General features: G+C 58.3%; 22 protein-coding genes and 3 tRNA genes. 4 read left to right on the top strand and 21 right to left on the bottom strand.

Going from position 1 to position 24,845, the window contains the following annotated elements; all coding sequences use genetic code 11:
* Positions 1 to 31 precede the first annotated feature (31 nt).
* Positions 32 to 2,242, bottom strand: coding sequence for a DUF1631 domain-containing protein (locus tag J3P95_RS04505; RefSeq protein WP_434578534.1), 2,211 nt, complete (start codon positions 2,240 to 2,242; stop codon positions 32 to 34).
* A gap of 234 nt (positions 2,243 to 2,476) precedes the next feature.
* Here J3P95_RS04505 and nadC point away from each other — a divergent pair, with 234 nt between their 5' ends.
* Positions 2,477 to 3,325 carry a carboxylating nicotinate-nucleotide diphosphorylase gene (gene nadC / locus J3P95_RS04500; protein ID WP_434561023.1) on the top strand — a complete coding sequence of 283 codons (849 nt, stop codon included), beginning with the start codon at positions 2,477 to 2,479 and terminating at the stop codon, positions 3,323 to 3,325.
* A 132-nt stretch (positions 3,326 to 3,457) separates the two neighbouring features.
* Here the strand turns inward: nadC and J3P95_RS04495 are convergent, their stop codons facing one another.
* Entirely contained in the window at positions 3,458 to 3,763 is a 306-nt protein-coding gene (locus J3P95_RS04495; protein WP_434578535.1) for a DUF6388 family protein, read from the bottom strand.
* Between the two features lie 349 nt (positions 3,764 to 4,112).
* Between J3P95_RS04495 and J3P95_RS04490 the strand changes: the two genes are divergently transcribed.
* The gene (locus tag J3P95_RS04490) at positions 4,113 to 4,364 is read left to right on the top strand and encodes a type II toxin-antitoxin system HicA family toxin (RefSeq protein WP_434578537.1); all 252 of its coding nucleotides are present in this window, start codon (positions 4,113 to 4,115) and stop codon (positions 4,362 to 4,364) included.
* Positions 4,361 to 4,702, top strand: a complete 342-nt coding sequence (locus J3P95_RS04485) for a type II toxin-antitoxin system HicB family antitoxin (RefSeq protein ID WP_434561017.1) — start codon at positions 4,361 to 4,363, stop codon at positions 4,700 to 4,702. The genes J3P95_RS04490 and J3P95_RS04485 overlap by 4 nt, the downstream gene beginning before the upstream one ends.
* Positions 4,703 to 4,724: 22 nt before the next feature.
* Here J3P95_RS04485 and J3P95_RS04480 read toward each other — a convergent pair.
* From J3P95_RS04480 to rlmE, 16 genes are all read right to left on the bottom strand, one after another.
* Positions 4,725 to 4,797 (bottom strand) — tRNA-Thr (locus J3P95_RS04480).
* A gap of 126 nt (positions 4,798 to 4,923) precedes the next feature.
* Entirely contained in the window at positions 4,924 to 7,029 is a 2,106-nt protein-coding gene (gene pnp / locus J3P95_RS04475) for a polyribonucleotide nucleotidyltransferase (protein ID WP_434561015.1), read from the bottom strand.
* A 194-nt stretch (positions 7,030 to 7,223) separates the two neighbouring features.
* Positions 7,224 to 7,493: a 30S ribosomal protein S15 gene (gene rpsO, locus J3P95_RS04470; RefSeq protein WP_003177875.1), complete on the bottom strand. Its 270-nt coding sequence runs from the start codon at positions 7,491 to 7,493 to the stop codon at positions 7,224 to 7,226.
* Positions 7,494 to 7,637: 144 nt separating this feature from the next.
* Positions 7,638 to 8,555, bottom strand: a complete 918-nt coding sequence (gene truB, locus J3P95_RS04465; RefSeq protein ID WP_434561013.1) for a tRNA pseudouridine(55) synthase TruB — start codon at positions 8,553 to 8,555, stop codon at positions 7,638 to 7,640.
* A 3-nt stretch (positions 8,556 to 8,558) separates the two neighbouring features.
* On the bottom strand, positions 8,559 to 8,960 hold the full coding sequence (gene rbfA, locus J3P95_RS04460) for a 30S ribosome-binding factor RbfA (RefSeq protein WP_186612165.1): 402 nt from the start codon (positions 8,958 to 8,960) through the stop codon (positions 8,559 to 8,561).
* A 159-nt stretch (positions 8,961 to 9,119) separates the two neighbouring features.
* Positions 9,120 to 11,648, bottom strand: a complete 2,529-nt coding sequence (infB, locus tag J3P95_RS04455; protein WP_186639532.1) for a translation initiation factor IF-2 — start codon at positions 11,646 to 11,648, stop codon at positions 9,120 to 9,122.
* A 27-nt stretch (positions 11,649 to 11,675) separates the two neighbouring features.
* The gene (gene nusA, locus J3P95_RS04450; protein WP_047229054.1) at positions 11,676 to 13,157 is read right to left on the bottom strand and encodes a transcription termination factor NusA; all 1,482 of its coding nucleotides are present in this window, start codon (positions 13,155 to 13,157) and stop codon (positions 11,676 to 11,678) included.
* Between the two features lie 59 nt (positions 13,158 to 13,216).
* Complete coding sequence (gene rimP, locus J3P95_RS04445; protein ID WP_025211790.1) at positions 13,217 to 13,675, bottom strand: ribosome maturation factor RimP; 459 nt, start codon at positions 13,673 to 13,675, stop codon at positions 13,217 to 13,219.
* Between the two features lie 139 nt (positions 13,676 to 13,814).
* Positions 13,815 to 13,891 (bottom strand) — tRNA-Met (locus J3P95_RS04440).
* 97 nt (positions 13,892 to 13,988) lie between these two features.
* A tRNA-Leu gene (locus J3P95_RS04435) sits at positions 13,989 to 14,074 on the bottom strand.
* A 21-nt stretch (positions 14,075 to 14,095) separates the two neighbouring features.
* On the bottom strand, positions 14,096 to 14,479 hold the full coding sequence (gene secG / locus J3P95_RS04430; protein ID WP_025211789.1) for a preprotein translocase subunit SecG: 384 nt from the start codon (positions 14,477 to 14,479) through the stop codon (positions 14,096 to 14,098).
* 4 nt (positions 14,480 to 14,483) lie between these two features.
* Positions 14,484 to 15,239, bottom strand: coding sequence for a triose-phosphate isomerase (gene tpiA, locus J3P95_RS04425; RefSeq protein ID WP_434578543.1), 756 nt, complete (start codon positions 15,237 to 15,239; stop codon positions 14,484 to 14,486).
* A 66-nt stretch (positions 15,240 to 15,305) separates the two neighbouring features.
* Complete coding sequence (gene glmM, locus J3P95_RS04420) at positions 15,306 to 16,643, bottom strand: phosphoglucosamine mutase (RefSeq protein WP_434561009.1); 1,338 nt, start codon at positions 16,641 to 16,643, stop codon at positions 15,306 to 15,308.
* A 16-nt stretch (positions 16,644 to 16,659) separates the two neighbouring features.
* Entirely contained in the window at positions 16,660 to 17,511 is an 852-nt protein-coding gene (gene folP, locus J3P95_RS04415; protein ID WP_434561007.1) for a dihydropteroate synthase, read from the bottom strand.
* Positions 17,512 to 17,519: 8 nt separating this feature from the next.
* Positions 17,520 to 19,430: an ATP-dependent zinc metalloprotease FtsH gene (gene ftsH / locus J3P95_RS04410; RefSeq protein WP_434561005.1), complete on the bottom strand. Its 1,911-nt coding sequence runs from the start codon at positions 19,428 to 19,430 to the stop codon at positions 17,520 to 17,522.
* 199 nt (positions 19,431 to 19,629) lie between these two features.
* Positions 19,630 to 20,262 (bottom strand): 23S rRNA (uridine(2552)-2'-O)-methyltransferase RlmE, encoded by a 633-nt coding sequence (gene rlmE / locus J3P95_RS04405; RefSeq protein ID WP_434561003.1) that lies wholly within the window; start codon positions 20,260 to 20,262, stop codon positions 19,630 to 19,632.
* Positions 20,263 to 20,370: 108 nt separating this feature from the next.
* Between rlmE and J3P95_RS04400 the strand changes: the two genes are divergently transcribed.
* A complete protein-coding gene (locus J3P95_RS04400; protein ID WP_181287543.1) occupies positions 20,371 to 20,679 on the top strand; it encodes a YhbY family RNA-binding protein in 309 nt (102 codons plus the stop codon).
* 10 nt (positions 20,680 to 20,689) lie between these two features.
* Here the strand turns inward: J3P95_RS04400 and J3P95_RS04395 are convergent, their stop codons facing one another.
* From J3P95_RS04395 to carB, 3 genes are read right to left on the bottom strand one after another with little or no spacing between them, the layout of a single operon-like run.
* Positions 20,690 to 21,094 (bottom strand): MFS transporter, encoded by a 405-nt coding sequence (locus J3P95_RS04395; protein ID WP_434561001.1) that lies wholly within the window; start codon positions 21,092 to 21,094, stop codon positions 20,690 to 20,692.
* A gap of 28 nt (positions 21,095 to 21,122) precedes the next feature.
* Positions 21,123 to 21,599 (bottom strand): transcription elongation factor GreA, encoded by a 477-nt coding sequence (gene greA / locus J3P95_RS04390; protein WP_434563688.1) that lies wholly within the window; start codon positions 21,597 to 21,599, stop codon positions 21,123 to 21,125.
* Between the two features lie 2 nt (positions 21,600 to 21,601).
* Positions 21,602 to 24,823: a carbamoyl-phosphate synthase large subunit gene (gene carB / locus J3P95_RS04385; protein ID WP_434560999.1), complete on the bottom strand. Its 3,222-nt coding sequence runs from the start codon at positions 24,821 to 24,823 to the stop codon at positions 21,602 to 21,604.
* Positions 24,824 to 24,845: the final 22 nt, after the last annotated feature.

Here is a 24,845-nt window from a genome sequence, read left to right as displayed (position 1 = left end):
CAGTATGCCGCGATCGGCCTCGGCTGCGCGATCACTTGCCGCGATTGAGCTGGCGCAGATTGCCCAGAACCGATTCCAGCGCCCGGTCGAACAGCAGGGTATCGTCCAACAGCCGCGCCGCTCCCCGGCGGAATTCCAAGGCCAGGCTGGTGCGGCTGTGCTCCAGAACCTTGAGGCCGGTGCGGTTGACGAAGACAAACTTGCCGGTGGCCTGGATGATCGCCGCGAGCTTGCAACGAAGGTTGTTGTCTTCATCCTCTTGGAATTCGACCCAGCTTCCCAGGCGCAATTGGTCGACCTGGAGCAGGCCCACATCGTCGGCCGGCAGACGGACAGTCGTCTCCTCCATGGACGCTTTCGGCGCAGTCCGCAGGACGATAGGCTCCGCTACCTCGACCATGACCGGCGAATCGGCCGGTTCAGCCTGCTCGGAAGCCTGGCCCATCCGCTGAAGGGCCTGGACGTGAAGCACTTCCAGTTCGCTGAAAAATTCGCTGGTGGCGAAGGGGTCAAACGCCGAGCGGCTCAAGCCCTCGCGCAAGGCCTTGAGCAATTCCGGCACCATCGCCAGCAAACGCAGGCCCGCATCGGACTCTTCGTGGTGCTGGACACTCCAGACCAATTGTTCGAGCGTCAGCACGTCTGCCTTCCATTCAACGGAATGCTCGCCATGCTTGAAGCCGGTCAGCAGCAACACCTGGCTCCAGGCTTGCTGCACAAAGTCCACCACGGCCTGGGGCAAGAGCTTGCCCAGCATGACCTGGTTCAGCGCGCCTTCGACTCGCTGGCGCGCCAGTTCGGCCTTTGCCCGCCCCTCTTCAGCGTCTCGAATACGTTGTTCCAACAACTCACTGCGGCGACGCTCGTCGCTGGTGAACGCCAGGAACTCGGCCAGTACCTCGGAAAAGATCGCCGGGTCGTCGACAAAATCGTTCAACAAACGCTGCACCACTTGCTCGATGCGCAAGTACAGGGCATCACGCTGATGATCGTCGCATTCGCCCCAGCCCATCGCCGCAGCGGCGATTTCATTGAGCAGACGGCGGGCCGGATGATTACCACGACTGAAAAAGCTCTTGTCCTGCACCGCGACCTTGAGCATCGGAATCTGCAGTCGGCCGATCAAGGCCTTGAGGATATCCGGCAAGTTATGGTCTTCGAGAATGAACTCGAACATCATCGCGATCAGATTGATCACGTCTTCGTCGGCGCCATCAACGACCCGGGACTTGCCGCTCTTGACGCTGACCCGGGTCAGCAACTGTTCCAACTGGCTACGCAGATCGAAATCATCCTGCACCGTAGGCGACGGCACATATTGCTGCAAATGAGACAGCAGTCGCAGCAGGTCTCGTGTCGAGATTGGCTGGGCCGGCGCGCTGGCCTCCAGGGTTGGCGCGACACTGCCACGAACCTGGACCAACAGTTTCTGCAACGCGGCGAACACTTCGTGCACGCTGTCATCGACGTCGTCGATCCTTGGCCTTGCCGCGCCAGCGGCCTTGGGTAGAGAGACCTCTTCAACGCGATCCGAGGCCCGACGCGACGGAGAGGCCTTGAGATCCGGCAAGATGCCCGTGGCAGCCAGCAGCTGATTGGCTTCGGTGTAGAGCTGGTCGCATTCGCTGAGCACATAGCGTTCGAAAAGTTTGAGCAGGATCAACTTGACCTTGATCCCCACACCCAGGTTGCGCCCGGCCTGGAGAAAATGCTCGCACAGCAATGCCGGGCTCAAGGGGTTCTGCTGGTTGGCCAACGGCCGGGCCAGCAACGCACTGAGCCGGGCCGTGAGTTGATCCAGCGAAACGCCATCGCGACTGAGCACCCGCGCGACCATGGTTTCCACCGCCAGGCGACGCTCCAGCTCGTCATGGTTTGGCTGGCTCGGGATCGCTCCCAGCACCGGCGCCAGCGTTGCCTGGGTGAGGTCGTATTGGGCAAGGCTGACGAACGCCTCGAAAAACTGCTCGATAAATTCGCGCTCGATACTTTTGCGTTTAAGCCGCAAGTCGCGCATGGCCTCGAAATAGAGATTCTGCTCAACATCGTTGCGCGCCCGATCGGACATTTCGAACAGTGTGTCATCGGCGTTATCGAACAACCCCTGCAAGCCAAGGCGCAACTGCTGTGCAGCCTTGTCGCGAACCTGAAGCAGAATCACAGGCAGGCGGGCGAGCGGCGAGCGAGTCGCCTGGTCGTTAGGCACCTTGTGCAGAGGCACCACATTCCCGTCATTGTGCATCCTGGCCTCCTGAAAACGGCATGTTCGGTTCGCGACGTCAAAGTCATGACGTCAATCGAAAGGCGGATTATCGGGTAAAAGACGTCAGTCACACCAGCGGCGCTCTGTGACCAAGCTCAAATAGATCGCAATAAGTGACCGGCAAAATGGGTAAATGTTGCAAGGACGCGACCAAATACAAGCCAATCAGTCCCAAGTAGATATAATCGGGCCACTTTGTTTGTGGAGCCCGCTATGCCGAATCTACGTCTCGCCGACCTGACCGCCGAAATCGAAGCCAATGTGCGCCGCGCGTTGCTCGAAGACATCGGCAGTGGCGACATCACCGCGCAACTGATCCCCACCGAACGCCTGGCCAAGGCCACCATCATCACTCGAGATGCCGCGATCATCAGTGGCACGGCCTGGGTCGATGCGGTGTTTCGGCAATTGGACGCCCGCGTCGCGGTGCATTGGCAAGTCCGCGACGGCGACCGGGTGAACCCTGACCAGGCACTGTTCCACCTCGAAGGCCCGGCCCGTTCGTTGCTGACCGGTGAACGTAGCGCGCTGAATTTTCTGCAGCTGCTATCGGGCGTCGCCACTCGGGCTCGTTACCTGGCGGATTTCGTCGCCGACACACAGGTCAAGCTGCTCGATACCCGCAAAACGCTTCCAGGGCTGCGGCTGGCCCAGAAATATGCGATCACCTGCGGTGGCTGCCATAACCACCGCATCGGCCTCTACGACGCCTTCCTGATAAAGGAAAATCATATCGCCGCCTGCGGCGGAATCGCGCAGGCCATCAACGCCGCCCACAAGATCGCGCCGGGCAAGCCGGTGGAAATCGAAGTCGAAAGCCTGGCGGAACTGAAAGAGGCGCTGGCGGCCGAGGCCGACATCATCATGCTCGATGAACTGAGCCTGGACGATATGCGCGAAGCCGTGCGCCTGAACGGCGGCAAGGCGAAACTGGAAGCCAGCGGCGGGATCAACGAAAACACGTTGCGCCCGATTGCCGAGACCGGCGTGGACTACATCTCGATTGGCGCGTTGACCAAGGACGTGAAAGCCGTGGATCTTTCGATGCGGCTCAGTCTCTGAGCCGCTTCGAGCGGCAAGCGGCAAGCGGCAAGCGGCAAGCTTCAAGCTTCAAGCTTCAAGCGGTTCAGCGCTTGGCTTGCAGCTTGCAGCTTGAGGCTTAAGGCTTAAGGCTTAAGGCTTAAGGCTTAAGGCTTAAACGACGAGATTATTCATCTCGCAGTACTCATCCCAATCCACACCCAGTACCTCCGCCGCTTCCTTGTGCAAGACAAGGCGTTGCTCCTCGAACTCTTCCGGTGTGCTGGTGTACTTGAGCGTCAACTCCCAAGGCTGCAGCCCCTGGGCCTCGGCCTCATCCTCGAATGCCCACTGGATCTGGTCTTTCTGGTCATCGGCGGACAAGTCCTTGATCTCATCCCGCAATTGCGGCGTGTCTTTAAGATACTTTTCCAGGGCTTCTTCGTGCCTGGCTTCCTGGGACAATTCTTTAGCGGTCATGGCGTTCTCGCTGATCTGGGAATGGAAGATGGATCTGGATCATCAAGGATCTCTCTGACGCAAAAAACCGTGTAACGCCCGGTTTATCTGGCCTTCAGAACCATTCGGGGATCATCTGAAAACAACGGCATTTATTTTTGGGACTGGGGAATCCTAACAGAGACGCAAGCCAGTGCAACAACCGGAATAAAAGGAGGGCGCGTACGTGCGTGGTTACAGTTTCTCGGTTCCATGCGTGCAATTCGCCCTTTAAATTTCCACCTTCATCATTGAGGTTTCAACGAGCGGAGGCGTTCACATTGACCGTCCAATGACATGCAACTATATTCAGTTGCACCAAAAGGCATTCATGTCAAAAAATGAAAAACTTCTTGCAAAGCTACTCAACGGGCAAAGCACATTCACTTGGTCGGAGCTTGTCACCCTGTTATGTCGGCTTGGCTACTCCCCATTAGAAGGATCGGGCAGTAGGGTCAAATTCGACAAAGGAGACCCGAGCGCAATGATCAACCTGCACAAGCCGCATCCCGGAAACGAGCTCAAAGCGTATGTGAGACGCCAGGTTATTGAGCAATTGAAAACAGGAGGCCTGATTACATGAACTCCCAGCTGCAATACAAAGGCTATGTCGGCTCAATTGAAGCAAGCACCGAGGACAAATGCCTGTTTGGAAAGCTTCTATTCATTAGAGCGCTGGTGAGTTATGAGGGACAAACGGTAGCTGAATTGGAAACAGCTTTCCGCGAGGCGGTAGATGACTATCTACAAACCTGTCAGCAGCTAGGGCAGAAGCCGGAAATCCCGTGCAAAGGATCGTTCAATGTTCGTATCGGTCACGATCTTCATCTAGCAGCCGCTTTGGCGGCAACCCGCCAAAATGTATCGTTGAATGATCTGACACGCCAAGCGCTGAACGAGTACCTACAGCACCACGTATAAAATCGCGGGAAAAAAAGCTTTTTGCCCGAGACAGGAATCGAACCTGCGACCTTCGCGTTACGAGTGCGCTGCTCTACCGACTGAGCTACACGGGCGTGGGGCTAAACCTAGCATTGAGCCAGAGGGCAGGCAACCTGTGACAAATGATTTTTGCGCACACAGCAAAACGCCCCGAACCAGTCGGGGCGTTTGCTTGTTTCAGCGGCTAAGCGAAGGGGTGATTAAACGCCCGACGCCTTGGCTGCTGCGACGTCCTTGATGGACAGCTTGATACGGCCGCGGTTGTCCACGTCCAGAACCAGCACTTCCACTTCCTGGCCTTCCTTGAGGATGTCGGTCACTTTCTCGACGCGAGCATCGCTCAGCATGGAGATGTGAACCAGACCGTCCTTGCCCGGCAGGATGTTGACGAACGCGCCGAAGTCGACGATGCGCTCAACCTTGCCGACGTAGATCTTGCCGATCTCGGCTTCTGCGGTAATGCCCAGGACACGCTGGCGTGCTGCTTCTGCCGCTTCCTTGGTTTCGCCGAAGATCTTGATCGAACCGTCGTCTTCGATATCGATCGAGGCCTTGGTTTCTTCACAGATCGCACGAATGGTCGCGCCGCCTTTACCGATGACATCACGGATTTTGTCGGTGTCGATTTTCATCGCGATCATGGTCGGAGCATTTTCCGACAGCTCGGTACGGGACTGACCAATGATCTGGTTCATCTGGCCGAGGATGTTCAGGCGCGCTTCCAGGGCTTGGCCCAGGGCGATTTCCATGATCTCTTCGGTGATGCCCTTGATCTTGATGTCCATCTGCAGTGCGGTGACGCCCTTGGCGGTACCGGCCACTTTGAAGTCCATGTCGCCCAGGTGGTCTTCGTCACCCAGGATGTCGGTCAGGACCGCGAATTTCTCGCCTTCCTTAACCAGACCCATGGCGATACCGGCAACCGGCGCCTTCATCGGCACACCGGCGTCCATCAGGGCCAGGGAAGCGCCGCAGACCGAAGCCATCGAGCTCGAACCGTTGGACTCGGTGATTTCCGAAACCACGCGAATGGTGTACGGGAACACGTCAGCGGCTGGCAACATGGCCTGGACCGAACGACGGGCCAGACGGCCGTGACCGATTTCGCGACGACCGGCGCCACCCATGCGACCACACTCGCCCACCGAGAACGGAGGGAAGTTGTAGTGCAGCATGAACGGGTCTTTCTTTTCGCCTTCCAGGGTGTCGAGCAGTTGCGCGTCACGGGCTGTGCCCAGTGTTGCAACGACCAGCGCCTGGGTTTCGCCACGGGTGAACAGGGCCGAACCGTGGGTCTTCGGCAGGACGCCGACTTCGATGTTCAGCGGACGTACAGTGCGGGTGTCGCGACCGTCGATACGTGGCTTGCCGTTGACGATGTTTTCGCGAACGGTGCGGTATTCGATTTCACCGAATGCAGCCTTGACGTCGCTGGCCGATGGCTGGCCTTCTTCGCCGGACAGCTTGGCAACGACCTGGTCTTTCAGCTCACCCAGGCGCGCATAACGGTCGGCCTTGATGGTGATGGTGTAGGCCTGGGAGATCGCTTCGCCGAACTCGGCACGGATCGCGCCCAGCAGCTCGGTGGCTTCTGGCTGTGGAGCCCAGGTCCAGGTTGGCTTGGCGGCTTCGGCAGCGAGCTCCTTGACGGCGTTGATCACCACCTGGAACTCGTCGTGGGCGAACAGCACGGCGCCCAGCATCTGGTCTTCGGTCAGCTCCTTGGCTTCGGATTCAACCATCAGCACGGCTTCGGAAGTACCGGCCACGACCATGTCCAGGCTCGACGCCTTCAACTGTTCGTAGGTCGGGTTCAGCAGGTAGCCGGTGCTCTCGTGGAACGCGACGCGGGCAGCGCCGATCGGACCATCGAAAGGAATGCCGGAGATCGCCAGGGCAGCCGAGGTACCGATCATCGCAGCGATGTCCGGATCGGTTTTCTTGCTGGTGGAGACGACGGTGCAGACAACCTGCACTTCGTTCATGAAGCCTTCAGGGAAAAGCGGACGGATCGGACGGTCGATCAGTCGGGAAGTCAGGGTTTCTTTCTCGGAAGGACGGCCTTCGCGCTTGAAGAAACCGCCAGGGATCTTACCGGCAGCGTAAGTCTTTTCCTGGTAGTGAACAGACAGAGGGAAGAAGCCTTTGCCTGGATCGGCTTGCTTGGCACCGACAACGGTCACCAATACGCTGACGTCGTCGTCAACGGTGACCAGCACTGCGCCGGAGGCCTGACGGGCGATACGGCCAGTCTCGAGGGTAACGGTCGACTGACCGAATTGGAATTTTTTGATTACCGGGTTCACGGTGTCCTACCTTCTTTGTGGCTCTTGGGGAACTTGTCTTCTTGCGAAATTCTTGGGCAATGGCGGGAGTCGGCCCGACGCCTGTCCAGGGTAAAACGTGTATCCAGATAAAACTTGAGGCTGGGAGCCTGCCATGCGCCAGCGGGAAACCCACTGACGTACGACAGACCACCAACCTCTAGCGCAATCGCTGATTAGCGACGCAGACCCAGGCGACCGATCAGAGTCTGATAACGACCCAGATCCTTGCCTTTCAGGTAGTCCAGCAGCTTGCGACGCTGGTTTACCATGCGGATCAGACCACGACGGGAGTGGTGATCTTTACCGTTGGCCTTGAAGTGACCTTGCAGCTTGTTGATGTTGTGGGTCAGCAGTGCAACTTGCACTTCTGGCGAACCAGTGTCACCAACAGCTTGCTGGTAGTCAGCTACGATTTGAGCTTTTTCTTGAACGTCGAGAGCCATGAGGCAATCCTTTTTAGTCAGGAAACTGTTTCAAAGAAACAGCTTCAACAGGCCAGGGACAAATCCCTGTATCTATAAATGAGTAGTGACCGTGCCTGTTAACAGCCACACTCGCCAACCTGTTGTTACGCAGGCTGGTTCCGGTCATTCCGACCGAATCAGTCGACGCGGCGCAATGCGCCCGTCTTCGCTCACTTCACCGATACCGATGAAGCGACCGTTGTGATCCTGCACCCGGACCATACCGAACTTCGGTGCATCCGGGGCACGTACTGGCTGGCCATTGAGCCAGTAGAACGCGCTGTGTTCGGAGAATTGCAGTAACGGCCAATCCAGCAAGCCGCTGTCCGAGGGCATCAGGAAACGGTCGACCGCTTCGTTACCACCTTCGGCATGCACCGCTTCCAGCTCTTCCAACGTGACCGTCTGGGCCAAGGTGAATGGCCCGGCCTGGGTCCGTCGCAATTCTGCCACGTACGCGCCACAGCCGAGCTGCTCACCGATATCCTCCACCAGGGTGCGGATATAAGTGCCTTTGCTGCAATCCACGGCAAGCCGCGCAGTATTACCGTCAAAGGCGAGCAATTCCAAGCGCGCAATAGTAACAGAACGCGGTTCACGCTCCACTACTTCGCCGGCGCGAGCTAGCTTGTACAGTGGCTGGCCATCACGCTTGAGGGCAGAGTACATCGGCGGTATCTGACTGATTTTCCCACGAAATCCGGGTAATACCGCTTCCACATCCGCCTGACCAACGGTCACCGGGCGCTCCAGCAAGACCTCACCTTCGGCGTCCGCCGTGGTGGTGGTCTTGCCTAGCTGGGCGACGGTTTCATAACCCTTGTCGGAGTCGAGCAGGTATTGGGAAAACTTGGTCGCCTCGCCGAAGCACAGCGGCAGCACGCCGGTGGCCAGAGGATCGAGACTACCGGTGTGCCCGGCCTTCTCGGCATTGAGCAGCCAGCGAACCTTCTGCAACGCCGCGTTGGAGGTAAACCCCAACGGCTTGTCGAGCAGGATGATACCGCTGACGTTACGACGGATACGTTTGACCTGAGCCACCGTTTACTCCTTGGTGTCTTCGGGTTCAGACGCCGCCGGGTGCTGGCTGTCTTCAGCCACGGCGCGCTCGATCAGGGCCGACAGATGCGCACCCCGCACGACGCTCTCGTCGTAGTGGAAGTGCAGCTGTGGAACGCTGCGCAGTTTCATCTCCCGAGCCAGTTGCATCCGCAGGAAACCAGCGGCCGAGTTGAGCACCTTGATGCTCTGGGCGATTTCTTCCGCACTGTCCTGGCCCATCACGGTGATGAAAATCTTCGCGTGACCGACGTCACGGCTGACTTCCACAGCGGTAATGGTGACCAGGCCGACACGCGGATCCTTGACTTCGCGGCGGATCAGTTGGGCCAGCTCACGCTGCATCTGATCGCCGATTCGTTGGGTACGGCTGTATTCTTTTGCCATGTCTTGTTACCTGTTACTGCCCCACGGTCAAACCCGTGTGGTCTGAAAGCGGCAAACGCCCGGCCTGGCAAAAGCCAGACCGGGCGTTGCGTTTAGAGTCCGCCAACCAGGCAGCGCATGTTCATGCGACTGCCCGGTGCGGCTCTTGAAGTGCGCGAGTCAGAGGCTGCGAGCAACCTGGACCTTCTCGAAGACTTCGATCTTGTCGCCGACCTTGACGTCGTTGTAGCTCTTGACGCCAATACCGCATTCCATGCCGGCACGTACTTCGGAAGCGTCATCCTTGAAGCGGCGCAGGGATTCCAGCTCGCCTTCGAAGATCACGATGTCTTCACGCAGTACACGGATTGGACGGTTACGGTGAACGACACCTTCGATCACCATGCAACCGGCGATGGCACCGAACTTCGGCGAACGGAACACGTCGCGAACTTCGGCGGTACCCAGGATGTTCTCGCGAACATCGCTGCCCAGCATACCGGTAAGGGCTTTCTTGACGTCTTCGATGATGTCGTAGATCACGTTGTAGTAACGCATATCCAGACCTTCCTGCTCGACAATCTTGCGAGCGCCAGCATCGGCACGCACGTTGAAGCCAAACAGTACAGCGCTGGAGGCCAGTGCCAGGTTGGCGTCGGACTCGGTGATACCACCGACACCGCCACCGACCACACGCACTTGCACTTCGTCGTTACCCAGGCCGTTCAAGGCACCGTTCAACGCTTCCAGCGAACCACGGACATCGGATTTGAGGACGATGTTAAGCGTCTTCTTCTCTGCCTGGCCCATGTTCTCGAAAATATTCTCCAGCTTGCCGGCGTGAGCGCGAGCCAGTTTGACTTCGCGGAACTTGCCTTGACGGAACAGAGCCACTTCACGGGCTTTCTTCTCGTCAGCCACCACGCTCATCTCGTCGCCAGCATCCGGGGTACCGTCCAGGCCGAGGATCTCGACAGGGATGGAAGGACCGGCTTCCTTGATTGGCTTACCGTTCTCGTCGAGCATGGCACGTACACGGCCATAGTTCGAACCGACCAGCACCATGTCGCCTTGGCGCAAGGTACCGTCTTGAACCAGAACGGTAGCAACCGGACCACGACCTTTGTCGAGTCGCGATTCAACCACGACGCCTCGGCCAGGAGCCGAAGGAGTCGCTTTCAGTTCCAGAACTTCAGCTTGCAGCAGAACGGCTTCGAGCAACTCGTCCACACCAGTACCGACTTTCGCCGAAACCGATACGAACGGGGTGTCGCCGCCCCACTCTTCCGACGTCACGCCGTGAACCGACAGTTCGCTACGGATGCGATCGAGATCAGCGCCCGGCTTGTCGATTTTGTTCACTGCAACAACCAGTGGAACGCCGGCAGCCTTGGCGTGCTGGACCGCTTCAATGGTCTGTGGCATTACGCCGTCGTCCGCTGCAACGACCAGAATCACAATGTCAGTCGCCTTGGCACCACGAGCACGCATGGCGGTAAACGCGGCGTGACCCGGGGTATCGAGGAAAGTGACCATGCCGCGGTCAGTTTCAACGTGGTACGCACCGATGTGCTGGGTGATACCGCCGGCTTCGCCAGCAGCTACCTTGGCACGACGGATGTAGTCGAGCAGCGAAGTCTTACCATGGTCAACGTGGCCCATTACGGTCACGACAGGCGCACGGGAGAACGTCTCACCTTCAAACTTCAGGGACTCCGCCAGGGAGTCTTCCAGGGCGGTGTCGCTGACCAGGGTCACTTTGTGGCCCAGCTCTTCGGCTACCAGTTGAGCAGTTTCCTGATCAAGCACCTGGTTGATGGTCGCTGGAGTACCCAGTTTGAACATGAACTTGATGATTTCAGCAGCCTTGACCGACATCTGATTGGCGAGATCGCCAACAGTGATGGTCTCGCCGATCTGCACATCACGCACGACAGGGCCGGTAGGGCTCTGGAAACCGTGGGCGTTACGCTTCTTCAGCTTGGCCTTGCCGCGACCACCACGACGGAAGCCATCGCTTTCTTCGTCGGTAGTACGTGGGGCAACGCGTGGAGCAGGCGCTTTCTCTTTGACCGAGGCACGATGCGGAGCGTTTTTGCGCTCACCATCACCACTGCCACGACGACTGTTATCGTCGGCACGTGGTTTGTCCGGACGGCGTTGTTCGTTCTGCTTGTTGCGAACGTCAGCAGACGGTGCTGGAGCAGCGGCTACAACCGGTGCGCTTTCGCGTACTGGCTCGGCAACTACGGCAGGCGCTGCAACGGCGTCGTTAGTAACGGTTTGCCCAGCAGCAGGCTGGCGACGCGCTTCTTCTTCGGCGCGACGCTTGGCTTCTTCTTCAGCCTTCTGACGTGCAGCGTTTTCTACTGCGCGACGCTCTTCCAGCTCGCGTTTACGCTCGGCTTCGATTTCTTCCGGGCTGCGCTGTACGAAGACTTTCTTCTTGCGTACTTCAACGCTGATGCTTTTGCTACCGGCAACACGCAGGGTGCTGGTGGTTTTACGCTGCAGAGTGATCTTGCGCGGTTCTTCCACTTTCGCCTTGTGACTGCTCTTCAAGTGAGTCAGCAGGGACTGCTTCTCACTGTCGGTCACATGTTCCTCAGCGGCGGTGTGCGGCAGACCTGCCTCACGCATCTGCTGCAACAGGCGCTCTACCGGTGTTTTGACCTCATCGGCCAGTTGTTTCACCGTGACTTGCGTCATGCACTTCTCTCCTCAGGCCGCGCCTAATTACTCGAACCAGTGGGCTCGGGCGGCCATGATCAACTTGCCGGCACGATCATCGTCAATGCCGTCGATGTCGAGCAGATCGTCAATAGACTGCTCGGCCAGGTCTTCGCGGGTAATTACGCCGCGCACCGCCAGTTCCATCGCCAAATCCTTGTCCATGCCCTCAAGCGAGAGCAGGTCTTCGGCCGGATGGGCGTCTGCCAGCTTTTCCTCAGTAGCGATGGCTTTGGTCAACAAACGATCCTTGGCCCGAGCGCGAAGCTCGTTGACGATGTCCTCGTCAAAGCCGTCGATGTTGAGCATTTCCTCCACCGGTACGTAGGCAATCTCTTCCAGGCTGGTAAAGCCTTCATCGACCAGCACCTGCGCCAGTTCTTCATCGACTTCAAGCTCTTCGATAAAGTTGCGCAGGATGTCGCCGGTCTCAGCTTGCTGCTTAGCCTGGATGTCCGATTCGGTCATCACGTTCAGTGTCCAGCCAGTCAATTGGCTAGCCAGACGCACGTTCTGACCACCGCGACCGATGGCCTGAGCGAGATTGTCTGCGCCAACGGCGATGTCCATGGCGTGGGCATCTTCGTCGACGATAATAGCCGCCACTTCAGCAGGCGACATGGCATTGATCACGAACTGAGCCGGGTTATCGTCCCACAGGACGATATCCACGCGCTCGCCGCCCAACTCGCCGGATACGGCCTGGACACGCGAACCACGCATGCCGATACAGGCACCTTGCGGGTCGATGCGCTTGTCCTTGGAGCGGACCGCGATCTTGGCGCGCGAACCCGGATCACGGGAGGCGGCCATGACTTCGATCAGGCCTTCAGCAATTTCCGGCACTTCGATACGGAACAACTCGATCAGCATTTCCGGCGCGGTACGCGACAGGATCAACTGCGGGCCCCGGTTCTCGGTGCGGATTTCCTTGAGCAGCGCACGCAAACGCACGCCAACCCGGAAAGTTTCGCGAGAGATGATGTCTTCACGAGCCAGCAATGCCTCGGCATTGTTGCCCAGATCGACGATCACGTTGTCGCGGGTCACTTTTTTCACGGTGCCGGAGATGATCTCGCCCAGGCGCTCGCGATAGGCATCAACGACTTGCGCGCGCTCTGCTTCGCGAACTTTCTGCACAATGACTTGCTTGGCAGTCTGCGCAGCGATGCGACCAAACTCGATGGATTCGATCTTTTCTTCGACGACATCACCTACCTTGGCGCCAGGATGCGTTTCAGCAACCTTGCTCGGCCAGGTTTCGATGGCCGGATCGTCCAGGTCGGCTTCTTCGACTACCGTCCAGCGACGGAAAGTCTCATAGGCACCGGTGTGGCGATTGATCTCCACACGTAAATCAACTTCGTCCTCGAACCGCTTCTTGGTAGCAGTGGCCAAAGCCAGCTCAAGCGCTTCAAAAATAACGTTAGCCGGTACGCCCTTTTCATTGGATACCGACTCAACAACCAGCAGTACTTCTTTGCTCATCGTACGCCTCGCCTTTCGCAAGCCATTGGATCCGCGGGATCCGCAGTATCTGGCACGTATCAGTCAAAACTGGGAATGATGTTGGCCTTGTCGATCATATCGATCGGCAACAGGAACTCATGGTCTTCTACTTGCACCACGACGTCCTGCTCTTCTACACCGCGTAGAAGGCCTTGAAAGTTGCGTCGGCCCTCGAAAGGCGAGCGCAGCTTGATCTTCACTTGTTCACCGGCAAACGAAGCGAACTGTTCGAGTGTGAACAGGGGGCGCTCCATGCCAGGCGAGGAAACTTCCAGGGTGTATTCGGAGGTGATTGGATCTTCAACATCCAGTACACCGCTGATCTGACGGCTGACGATGGCGCAATCATCCACCAACACACCGCCTTCCTTATCGATATAAACGCGCAACAGTGAGTGGCGACCTTGAGCCGAAAACTCAATACCCCAGCATTCATAGCCAAGGGCCACGACCACCGGGGCCAACAAGGCCTGCAACTGTTCTAGCTTGCTCGACACCTGAACCCCCTCGTGCATGTTTGTGCATGCTGTGCAAATAAAAAAAAATGGGCGAATCGCCCATCCCTGAAACGCCGTCGAACAGCGGCGTTGTAAAGTGTCCAGCTAACAAAAAGCCCCTTGGAAGGGGCCCTGAAACTGGTTGCGGGAGCCGGATTTGAACCGACGACCTTCGGGTTATGAGCCCGACGAGCTACCAGGCTGCTCCATCCCGCGACAAAGCTGGGGCGGAAGTATACGACTGATCCCTTACAGGGTCAATGTAACCCTTCCACCTACAAGAAAGCCCGCAATCGCGGGCTCTCCTGATAATTGGTACCGAGAAGGGGACTCGAACCCCTACACCCTATGGGCACAACCACCTCAAGGTTGCGTGTCTACCAATTCCACCACCTCGGCAATACAGCGTTTGAAACCTTCTTACTTCTGCTCTTGAGCTGGAGGCACGTCAGTCGCCGGATTGGCCGACTTTTGCTCTTGAAGCACCGGGACATCATCAGAAGCCGGTTGTTGCTTTGGCGCTTCCAACACCGCCGGGTTTGGCAAACCTACTTGAGTCAGCTCATGAGCTTTCTCTTTAGCAAAGTAACCTAACCCTAAGCTGGTTATGAAGAAACCGGCGGCGAGTATAGCAGTAAACTTACTAAGAAAGGTAGAGGAACCTTGGCTTCCGAATACAGTATTTGAAGCACCTGCACCGAAAGACGCACCAGCATCCGCACCTTTACCCTGCTGCAGCAATACGAGAGCGACTACACCCAGCGCGCCCAGCAGATGAAAAACGACTACGACTGTTTCCAGCATTTTTTCAGTTTCCCGCGGCGCGACAGATCGCACCGAACTCATCTGCATTCAGGGAAGCCCCACCAATGAGCCCCCCATCGATATCCGGCATGCCGAACAGTTCGACCGCATTGGCCGCCTTCACGCTGCCGCCGTATAGAAGCCGCACACCTTGTGCCACTTCAGAATTTTCTGCCGCCAACTGCGCGCGGATGGCTGCGTGCACATCCTGCGCCTGTTGCGGCGAAGCAGTCAGTCCGGTACCGATGGCCCAGACTGGCTCGTAAGCGATGACTGCCTTTGCAAACGCACCGACACCCAGGTCCTCGATGATGCTGCCCAACTGGCGAGCGACAACTTCGAGAGTCTTGCCTGCCTCACGCTGTTCGAGGGTCTCCCCCACGCAAAACACCGGGATCAGGCCACAAGCCTGTGCCGCAGCAAATTTGCGAATCAGGGCCTTGTCCTGCTCGCCCATGATCAGGCGACGCTCGGAATGACCGACCAGGACCAGTGAACATCCAGCATCCACCAGTTGACTCGGCGCGATCTCACCGGTCAATGCACCCTGCATGGATTCCACTGCAGAGTTTTGTGCACCAACCGAAATCGACTTGCCTTTCAAGCCATCAACCACTTGGTTGATATACAGGCAAGGCGGGAACACCGCTACATCAACACCGCTTGGCAAGGCCAGATTGCGAAGGCCTTTGATCAGCTCAGCGACGCTGGCGCGGGTACCGTGCATCTTCCAGTTACCAGCTACCATAGGGCGACGCATGCTGTACCTCGTCGGTCAAAGTGGGCGCAGATGTTACCCAACCGATTCATGACTGGCAAGCCGAATTCAGGCAGAAACTTCAGTAACAAGTTTTGCCAGCTCTTCAGCATAACCGCGGACCTGTGCTTCATCCTCGCCTTCGACCATGACACGCACCAAAGGCTCTGTACCCGACTTGCGCAACAACACGCGCCCTCGCCCAGCCATTGCCTGGGTTACGCGCTCGCTGGCCTGCTTGACCGTCGGGTGCTCGATAGGGTTTGCACCGCCGCCGAAACGTACGTTGATCAGCACCTGCGGACACTTGCGCAATGCCTGTCGCGACTGCGCAAGACCTTCGTTGCGCGCCTTGAGGGCCATCAGCACTTGCAGCGCGGCAATAATCGCATCACCCGTGGTGGTATGGTCGAAGCAGACAATGTGCCCCGAGTTCTCGCCACCAATCACCCAATTGCGCTCCAGCAGCTCCGAGATGACATAGCGATCACCCACATTGGCGCGCACAAAGGGTATGTCCAGGTCCGCCAGGGCCAACTCGAGCCCAAGGTTGCTCATCAATGTTCCAACCACCCCGCCCTGCAGCTTGCCGCGACCGTGCAGGTCGCGTGCGATGATGAACAGCAGCTCATCACCGTCAACGACCGTGCCAGTGTGATCGACCATCAGCACGCGGTCGCCGTCGCCATCGAAGGCGATACCAAGATCGGCATGCTCGGCCAATACCGCCGCCTGCAAAGCCTCGGTATGAGTAGAACCGCAGTTGTGGTTGATGTTCAGCCCATTAGGCTGGGCCGAGAGCACCACCACTTCGGCACCCAGCTCACGAAAAACGCTTGGCGCGACCTTGTAGGTTGCGCCATGAGCACAGTCGACAACGATCTTCAGACCGGAAAAACTGGTACCGGTCGGAACACTGCCCTTGCAGAACTCGATGTAGCGACCCGACGCATCGTTGATCCGGGACACCTTGCCGATCTTGCTCGACTCAACCACGGTCATTGGCGCGTCCAGCAATTCCTCGATCATCAGCTCGATTTCGTCCGGCAGCTTGGTGCCCTTGCCAGAGAAAAACTTGATGCCGTTGTCGTCATGAGGATTATGCGAGGCACTGATTACGATGCCCGCCTGGGCCTGGAACGTTCGCGTCAGGTAGGCGATGGCCGGCGTAGGCATCGGCCCGAGCAGCATGACATCGGCACCCGCCGACGTCAGGCCGGCTTCCAGAGCCGATTCGAACATATATCCGGATATACGTGTGTCCTTGCCAACCAGCACTTTGCACGCGCCCATTTTTCGGAACGCCATCCCAGCGGCCCAGCCGAGCTTGAGCATGAAATCAGGGGTAATGGGATATTCACCGACCCGACCACGAATCCCGTCGGTGCCAAAGTATTTTTTGCTCATAAGTGCTCCATCATTCTTATTCGGCTGAATCCACTGCTGCGATCATCCGCACGACATCCATTGTTTCGACTACATCATGCACCCGCAATACGCGCGCACCTTTTGTAATAGCCAAGGCGGCAAGTGCCAGACCGCCATGCAGGCGCTCTCCCACCGGACGGCCCAACGCGTTGCCTATCATGCTCTTTCGCGAGACACCGACCAACAGCGGCCGGCCCAGGGCATGCAAGGCTTCCATATGCTTGAACAGGCTCAGATTGTGCGCCAACGTCTTCGCAAAGCCGAACCCCGGATCGAGAATGATCCGCTCGGCAGGGATGCCGGCGCCGGCACACTGGCTCATGCGCTCCGCCAGGAACTCACCGACTTCCCGGGTTACATTGCCGTAGTGTGGGTCATTCTGCATGGTTCCGGGCTCGCCAAGCATGTGCATCAGGCACACCGGCAATCCCGTCGCAGCGGCAGCATCCAACGCACCATCACGCTGTAACGAGCGAACATCATTGATCAATCCCGCGCCCAAGCGCGCCGCCTCGCGCATGACCGCAGGCGTGGACGTATCGACTGAGATGATGACATCCAGCTCGCGATGTATGCGCTCGACAATTGGCGCCACTCGCTCCAGCTCCTCGGTAGGCGAAACCGCGCGCGCACCGGGACGGGTCGACTCACCGCCTACATCGATCAGCGTTGCCCCGGCCGATACCATGGCCTCGGCATGCCGCAATGCAGCGTCGAGCTGACTGAACCGTCCGCCATCGGAAAAGGAATCGGGAGTGACATTAAGAATACCCATGACATGCGTATGGGCTAAATCAAGAACCCGGTTGCCGCAAGGCAACCGGGTTGAGGACTGGACAGAAGTCATTTCAAGCCTTAGACGTCGGCAGCCGGACCGCCGATGGGTGTTTCCGGACGCTCGCCCTGCACCGCCGGCGGCGTACCGGAGGTACCCGTGCCACCGGACCAGTCACGAGGCTCACGCGGCGTGCGGCCCGCCATGATGTCGTCGATCTGCTCGGCATCGATGGTTTCGTACTTCATCAAGGCATCAGCCATGGCGTCCAGCTTGTCGCGGTTATCCGTGAGGATCTGCTTGGCCGTCCCGTAGCACTGGTCAATGATGCTGCGAACTTCGGAGTCGATCAGCTTGGCCGTCTCACCCGAGAAGCTTGCATGCTGGCCACCACCACCGCGACCGAGGAACACTTCCCCCTCTTCTTCGGCATACATCAACGGCCCCAGTTTCTCGGACAAGCCCCACTTGGTGACCATGTTCCGGGCGATCTGGCTGGCTCGCATGATGTCGTTCGACGCGCCCGTCGTTACGCCATCGAAGCCCAGCGTCATTTCTTCAGCGATACGGCCGCCGTACAGCGAGCAGATCTGGCTGATCAACGCACGCTTGGACAGGCTGTAGCGATCTTCTTCCGGAAGGAACATCGTCACGCCCAGCGCACGACCGCGCGGGATGATCGAGACCTTATACACCGGATCATGCTCAGGCACTACGCGACCCACGATAGCGTGACCCGCCTCGTGGTAAGCCGTGTTCTGCTTTTCCTTCTCCGACATGACCATCGATTTGCGCTCGGCGCCCATCATGATCTTGTCCTTGGCCAGCTCGAATTCCTTCATTTCCACGACGCGCTTGCCGGAACGGGCAGCGAACAGCGACGCTTCGTTTACCAGGTTCGCCAGATCGGCACCGGAGAACCCCGGCGTACCACGAGCGATGACCGCTGGAGCGACATCATCGCCCATCGGGACCTTGCGCATATGGACCTTGAGGATCTGCTCGCGACCGCGGATGTCCGGCAGCCCCACAACGACCTGACGGTCAAAACGGCCCGGACGCAACAGCGCAGGGTCGAGCACGTCCGGACGGTTGGTGGCGGCGATCACGATGATGCCGTCGTTCATTTCGAAACCGTCCATCTCTACCAGCAACTGGTTGAGAGTCTGCTCGCGCTCGTCATGACCACCGCCCATGCCCGCACCACGATGACGACCGACGGCATCGATTTCGTCGATGAAAATAATGCAGGGGGCGTGCTTCTTGGCCTGCTCGAACATGTCACGAACACGGCTGGCGCCCACACCGACGAACATCTCGACGAAGTCGGAGCCGGAGATCGTGAAGAAAGGCACTTTCGCTTCACCGGCAATCGCCTTGGCCAGCAAGGTTTTACCAGTACCGGGCGGCCCGACCATCAGCACGCCGCGTGGAATACGACCGCCCAGGCGCTGGAACTTGCCCGGATCGCGCAGGAACTCAACCAGCTCGCCGACTTCTTCCTTGGCTTCGTCGCAACCCGCGACGTCGGCCAGGGTGGTTTTGACCTGGTCCTCGGACAGTAGCCGAGCCTTGCTCTTGCCGAAACTCATCGGCCCGCCCTTGCCTCCGGCTCCGCCCTGCATCTGGCGCATGAAGAACATGAACACCGCGATGATGACGAGGATAGGGAAGCTCGCGACCAGAAGCTGGGTCCAGATACTTTGCTGCTCAGGCTGCTTGCCTTCAATCACGACATGGTTGTCCACCAGGTCGCCGATCAGGCCGTTGTCCTGGATTGCCGGACGAATGGTCTTGAAGTTGTCACCATCGGCGCGCTTGCCGGTAATCACATAGCCATCAACGGCTACGCGCTCGACCTTGCCTTCCTTGACCTGCTGGAGGAAGTCGGAATAGTTGAGGGTCTGCGGCTCGTTAGGACTGGAGAAGTTGTTCATCACGGTCACAAGGACTGCAGCGATGATCAACCACAGGATCAGATTCTTTGCCATATCGTTCAATTAACTACCCTCTGAAGCAAGCTCCGCTACTGGCGCGCGCTTCGCATGATATTCACCGGCCTAACTTACTACATTACCTACGACTTGGCAGGCGCCGTCTGTAACCCTTTGTGAAACACTTTCTACACAATATTCGCTAATGCTCACCGGACGAAATACGAAAAACCTATCGCCCCGGTCGAAAAACCTCTTATTCCTCAGTGCGACCACGGAAACCACGGCCCAGCAGGTACTGCTCACGGGAGCGATCACGCGATGACTTCGGCTTGCGCGTCGTGACCTTCTCGAACTGCTTGCGCACGCTCTTGTGGTATTCGTCGAAGCCTTCACCCTGGAAGACCTTGATCAAAAAATCACCACCTGGCTTCAGCACCCGAGTCGCAAGATCCAGTGCCAACTCGCACAGAAACATCGATCGCGGCATATCAACAGACGCCAATCCACTCATATTGGGGGCCATATCGGAAATCACAAGGTCCACCTCGTTTTTTCCGACCGCTTCAAGGATCTGCGCCAGCACGGCGTCCTCGGTAAAGTCGCCCTGAATGAAGGTCACATCCGGGATACTGTCCATTTCCAGGATATCGGAAGCGATCAGTGTACCTTGCCCTCCAATCAGACGACTGGTCACTTGGGACCAGCCACCCGGGGCGGCGCCCAAGTCGATCACGCTCATGCCTGGACGGATCAAACGGTCTCTTTCCTGAATCTCCAATAGCTTGTAGCTGGCACGGGAGCGATAGCCGTCTTTTTGCGCCATTTTCACGAATGGGTCGTTGAAATGCTCTTGCAGCCATTTAAGACTTGTCTTGGAACGGGCCACGGGCCACCTCTGAAATATTAAATCGGGTCGTGATTAACTGGGCGGTCCCGGACTCGCTCGGGTAAACTGGCCGCCGCTTTTTACAAGATCAGACGCAGGGGTCAGATTATGCCGCTCACTCAAGAGCAGAAGAAACAATACAAATCCATTGGCCACCATCTGAAACCGGTTTTGACTGTGGCTGATAACGGTTTGACTGAGGGTGTACTAGCCGAACTGGAGCGCGCCCTGGGTGACCATGAGCTGATCAAGATCAAGCTCAACATCCTGGATCGCGAAGCCCGCCTGGCTGCCGTTGCCGAGCTGTGCAAAGTCGGAAAGGCAGACCTTGTGCAGGTCATCGGTAAAATGGCGCTGATTTATCGCAAGAACTTCAGCGTCAACAAGCAACTGTCGAACGTTCACCGCTTCAAGTGATGCCAAAGGGTCAAGGGTGTGCTTCGCGCACCCTGCCGCTCCAACCCGGAGCCGGCTGCAAGACCAGCACCAATCCGGAAAAACCCAATACCAGATAGCTGAATACCTGCCATTGCGTTGCATCGGGCCAGCCGAGGCGCACCGCCAGGAACATCCCGCACCCATACAACGACATGAGCAGCAATTGCCCACGAATGTCGCGCCAAAGACTGCCAAGGCCCTCGACCTGAACCAGCACCAAAGCCTGAAACAATATGCACGCTGCGGCAAACCCTACCAGCAGCGCCGTCAGCATACCCCCGATTTCATCGATGAGCAGCGGAGCCAGGCCGATTTGGCCCAGCACCGGCAGCAGACCAATGTGCAACAACCAGACGCCGCCCACCCACAACATCTGGGTGAGCTGCCAGATCATGGCGCCGGCACGTAGCGGGCGCCTTCGTTCAGATATGACGGACTTCGACAATCTCGTACTCGATGACACCGCTCGGCGTCTTCACGGCCACAACATCACCCTCTTCCTTGGCAATCAAGGCGCGGGCAAGTGGCGAACCAACGGAGATTTTGCCGAGCTTGAAGTCAGCCTCATCCTCGCCAACGATCTGGTAAGTGACGCGCTCATCGGTCTCGACGTTGGCGATTTCCACGGTGGTGCCGAAAATCACTTTGCCGGTGTGCGGGATCGTCGTGACGTCAATGATCACCGCATTCTGCATGCGACCTTCGATGTCACGTACACGCGCCTCGACCATGCCCTGCTCCTCTCGGGCAGCATGGTATTCGGCGTTTTCCTTGAGATCGCCCAACTCACGCGCTTCACCAATAGCCTGGCTCAAACGCGGGCGCTCGACCTTGGTCAGGAAAGCGTGCTCTTCTTCCAGGGCCTTCGCACCCTGAACGGTCATCGGATACTTGGTTATGCTCATGCCTTCAATCCTGCATGTAGATCCTGCAGGCGACGCACGGTCTTCTCGGGACCGAACTTGAGCGCCTCGCAGATCGCTTCGCCCGCCGCAATGGTCGTTGTGCAGTAAATCTTGTGCTGCAACGCGTTGCGACGAATGGAGTAAGAGTCGGCGATCGACTGGCGACCCTCGGTAGTGTTGATGATCAAGGTGACTTCGTCATTCTTGATCATGTCGACTACGTGCGGACGGCCCTCGGTCACCTTGTTTACGCGGCGCACCTTCAAGCCCGCCGCCTCGATCAACTTGGCGGTACCGGCAGTGGCGACCACTTCGAAACCCAAGTTGATCAGATCTCGGGCCACGCCTGCAACCAGTGGCTTGTCGTCATCACGCACACTGATAAACGCCGTGCCGCCGGTTGGCAGAACTTCGCTGGCGCCCATTTGTGCCTTGGCAAAGGCTTCTCCGAAGGTATCGCCCACGCCCATGACTTCACCGGTGGACTTCATCTCTGGGCCGAGGATTGGGTCAACACCCGGGAACTTGGCGAACGGGAACACCGCCTCTTTCACACTGTAGAAGTTCGGAATGATTTCCTTGGTGAAGTTCAGCTCTTTCAGGGTCTTACCCGCCATGACCCGGGCAGCGATCATTGCCAGGGAGACTCCGATGCACTTGGAGACAAACGGCACGGTACGGGAAGCGCGCGGGTTGACCTCAATGACGTAGATGTCTTCGCCTTGAAGCGCCAGCTGTACGTTCATCAAACCGACGACGCCGAGTTCCAAGGCCATCTTCTTGACCTGCTCGCGCATTTCGTCCTGGATGTGGGCTGGCAGCGAGTACGGCGGCAGCGAACAGGCGGAGTCACCGGAGTGAACGCCAGCTTGCTCGATGTGCTGCATGATCGCGCCGATCACCACATCCTTACCGTCGCTGACCGCATCCACGTCCATTTCAATGGCGCAGTTGAGGAAGTGATCAAGCAGTACCGGACTGTCGTTGGACACCTGCACCGCTTCGCGCAGGTAACGCTTGAGCTCGTCTTCCTGGTAGACGATTTCCATGGCACGACCGCCCAACACATAGGACGGACGCACCACCAGCGGGTAACCGATCTTGCCGGCGGCACGAATCGCTTCGTCTTCGCTGCGCACGGTGGCGTTCGGCGGCTGGCGCAGGTTCAGACGCTCGACCATCTGCTGGAAGCGCTCGCGGTCTTCGGCGCGGTCGATGGCGTCTGGGCTGGTGCCGATGATCGGCACGCCAGCAGCTTCAAGGGCACGGGCCAGTTTCAGCGGCGTCTGGCCGCCGTACTGGACGATCACGCCTTTTGGCTTCTCGACGCGGACGATTTCCAGCACGTCTTCCAAGGTGACTGGCTCGAAGTACAGGCGATCGGAAGTGTCGTAGTCGGTGGAGACGGTTTCCGGGTTGCAGTTGACCATGATGGTTTCGTAACCATCCTCACGCAATGCCAGGGCAGCGTGCACGCAGCAGTAGTCGAACTCGATGCCCTGGCCGATCCGGTTAGGACCGCCGCCGAGGATCATGATCTTGTCGCGGTTCGAAGGTGCGGCTTCGCATTCTTCTTCGTACGTGGAGTACAGGTACGCGGTGTCGGTGGCGAACTCGGCCGCGCAGGTGTCGACGCGCTTGTAGACCGGGAACACGTCCAGCTTGTGACGATGAGCACGCAGGCTCTTCTCGGTTACACCCAGCAATTTAGCCAGGCGCATGTCGGAGAAGCCCTTGCGCTTGAGACGGAACATGGTGTCGTGGTCGATGCTGGACATGCCCAGGGTCTTGACCTTCTCTTCTTCCTTGATCAGGTCTTCGATCTGCACCAGGAACCAAGGGTCGATCATGTTCATGTCGAAGATCTGCTCGACGGTCATGCCGGCACGGAAGGCGTCGCCCACGTACCAGATACGCTCGGCCCCCGGCACGGTCAGCTCACGCTTGAGCTCGCTCATGGCGTCCGGATGGCTCAGGTCCAGCTTCGGATCGAGGCCACAAACCCCCACTTCCAGGCCGCGAAGGGCTTTTTGCAGGGATTCCTGGAAGGTGCGACCAATGGCCATGACTTCACCGACCGACTTCATTTGAGTGGTCAGGCGGGCATCGGCCTTGGCGAATTTCTCGAAGGCGAAGCGTGGCAGCTTGGTCACGACGTAGTCGATGGAGGGTTCGAAGGACGCCGGGGTCTTGCCGCCGGTGATATCGTTCGACAGCTCGTCCAAGGTGTAGCCCACGGCCAGCTTGGCGGCGACCTTGGCAATCGGGAAACCGGTGGCTTTCGAAGCCAGCGCCGAAGAACGGGACACGCGCGGGTTCATCTCGATGACCACCATGCGGCCAGTGTTCGGGCAGATGCCGAACTGAACGTTGGAGCCGCCAGTTTCCACGCCGATTTCCCGCAGTACCGCCAGGGAGGCGTTACGCAGGATCTGGTATTCCTTGTCGGTCAGGGTCTGGGCCGGCGCAACGGTGATCGAGTCACCCGTGTGCACGCCCATCGGGTCGAAGTTCTCGATGGAGCAGACGATGATGCAGTTGTCCTTTTTGTCGCGGACAACTTCCATTTCGTATTCTTTCCAGCCGATCAGGGATTCGTCGATCAGCAGTTCCTTGGTCGGCGACAAGTCGAGGCCGCGGGCGCAGATTTCTTCGAACTCTTCACGGTTGTAGGCGATGCCACCACCGGTGCCGCCCATGGTGAAGGATGGACGGATGATGCATGGGAAGCCAAGGCGTTCCAGGACTGCGTTGGCCTCGTCCATGTTGTGGGCGATGCCCGAGCGCGGGCAGTCCAGGCCGATGGATTTCATCGCCTTGTCGAAACGCGAACGGTCTTCGGCCTTGTCGATGGTGTCGGCATTGGCGCCGATCATTTCCACACCGAACTTCTCCAGGACGCCTTCGCGCTCCAGGTCCAGGGCGCAGTTCAGCGCGGTCTGGCCACCCATGGTCGGCAGCAGCGCGTCCGGACGTTCCTTCTCGATGATCTTGGCAACGGTCTGCCATTTGATCGGCTCGATGTAGGTGGCGTCGGCCATCGACGGGTCGGTCATGATGGTGGCCGGGTTGGAGTTCACCAGGATGACGCGGTAGCCCTCTTCGCGCAGGGCTTTACAGGCCTGGGCGCCGGAGTAGTCGAATTCGCAGGCCTGGCCGATCACGATCGGGCCAGCGCCGAGAATCAGGATGCTTTTTATGTCTGTACGTTTTGGCATGGGTTTGTCACTCAAATCCGCA

Source organism: Pseudomonas sp. Z5-35, from assembly GCF_051131945.1.
Lineage (GTDB): Bacteria > Pseudomonadota > Gammaproteobacteria > Pseudomonadales > Pseudomonadaceae > Aquipseudomonas > Aquipseudomonas marvdashtae.
The sequence above is the reverse complement of the archived record's forward strand: the minus strand, read 5'-3'. Positions and strand labels throughout refer to the sequence as shown.